The organism is Prevotella sp. TF12-30, from assembly GCF_003436715.1.
In the GTDB taxonomy this organism is placed as follows: Bacteria; Bacteroidota; Bacteroidia; order Bacteroidales; family Bacteroidaceae; genus Prevotella; species Prevotella copri_A.
Window position 1 is genome coordinate 1 of record NZ_QSQJ01000101.1, and the last position, 1,705, is coordinate 1,705.

Sequence of the window (1,705 nt, forward strand, 5' to 3'; positions counted from 1 at the left end):
ACTTTGAACATTACCATATTTAACAGCATTCAAAGGTAGTGTTTTTAGCCTTTAAGCCACTATTGTACAAACCCTTTTTTGAAAAGAACGTAAAATCAATAGTATTATTGCGGTGATTGTATTTTTAGTAATCGCTTAACTCGTTGCACCATACTCACGCCCCTTCCACTTAACTTTTGCCACATCCCGAATGGAATACCCCTTGCGGAGCAAACTAATAACTTCCCTATATTCGGCTTTCATCTGTTCTGCCGTTTTTACAGAGCCTACCTTGCCTACTGCCACCATTCAAAAGTGTAGAACAAAGTAAGCTCCGTCATGCCTGTCTCTCCAAGAAGAATTGTTCATTCTACTAATCGCCCAACATCATACACTTTGGGGTAATATCGGTGTAATCGAAAGTTAAATACGTTAAATTATTACCTTTTCGTATCTAAACAGAATCCACACAGTCACTTTTCTACCGTTTAGGACGTATAGTATTGATAATCAACTGATAGTAGATTTTGTTATCGCATTTGTTACATCTTATATATTCTGCGGCATAGGAGAAATGATGTAGATTCAATTATAATAGAAGAACTTGCCTATTATTGTTTTTCCAGCCATTTTTTTACACACCTTATAGCTCTGATTTGTTCACCTTCGCTAAACTTAGAATCGTCATTCGTTTCATTTCCTTCCAGAACAGCTTCATAAAGAACAAGAAAATAAAAATCGCAAGGGTTTATCATTCGTTCCATAATTAGTGGAACTATTTGTTTTCCCATTGATTTGAGAGGAATGAACTCAGGCAATTTTGCATATGAATATGTGCTTGCACTATATCGCGTCTTAGGATTATGATCTATTGCTATGTTCCATTTATCCACTAAATTTGCAAAACGATTTCTTATGCTGTCTGGAACTTGTGAAGCCAATTCTTTTATTTTCTCTTTCTCTGTATTTGTTAGAAAATCCCTTGTTGATAGGCTGTCTTGTTTGTTGTCAGCATTGGAATTCCAAATATTCTCTGGTTTATGTACTGTTTGCAATGGTACTTTAACAATAGAGTCAGAAGCCACTTTCTCATAGTCATTTGGTGAGTGATTGGTTTGTTCCTTAAAACTTAAAAATAGAAAATTTCTTCCCCAACCATTACCAAATATAACATCTAATGGTTCCCCTGTATCTTTCCATATTCTGACTCTTGCTGCAAATCCAAAATCAAATTTAACGGCAGTACTATCATATGTAAAAGTTACAGTATAGAACTTTCTTCCTATCTGTTTTCTTATTTGAGGGCGGCTGTCTCCTCCGTAATCCTTCTTTTTAAAAACTTGAACATCCGATACGTTAGCCTCTTTAAAAAATGGAACATACGCAGGACCAAAGGTCAAAGCCACGTTTCTTGCGCTATTTACAAGAGTACTATTGTCTAAGACCTCTGGTCGCTTGCATGAACTCAAGAATAGTGTACATAATACCGCTATTCCCCAAACTACAATCATTATAGATAGTATTTTTTTCATAATTCGTAATTTTTAATATTTATATTCTTGAAATATTGCGTATTGATTACTCTCTATTGATCCTTTCCACCAATTCGTCTGGTGTAAGTATCTCCATCTTGGAGAAACCAAACCACTTCTTGCCTAAGTCCTTAATGGATGCACCTATATGATCGTCGTACTCGAATGTGGTGGTAATCTCACCATCCGGGGCC

1 protein-coding gene and 1 pseudogene are annotated in these 1,705 nt (G+C 35.9%); both read right to left on the reverse strand.

From position 1 onward, the window contains the following. Nucleotides 1-104 precede the first annotated feature (104 nt). Nucleotides 105-273, reverse strand: a pseudogene (locus tag DXD25_RS17350) (DNA resolvase); the annotation flags it as partial. 317 nt (nt 274-590) lie between these two features. Further along, on the reverse strand, nt 591-1,511 hold the full coding sequence (locus tag DXD25_RS16210; RefSeq protein WP_117664383.1) for a hypothetical protein: 921 nt from the start codon (nt 1,509-1,511) through the stop codon (nt 591-593). Between the last annotated feature and the right edge of the window lie 194 nt (nt 1,512-1,705).

Bases quoted from the DNA above. Each gene is read 5' to 3' on its own strand.
- DXD25_RS16210 (WP_117664383.1), bottom strand. From the start codon at position 1,511: ATGAAAAAAATACTATCTATAATGATTGTAGTTTGGGGAATAGCGGTA.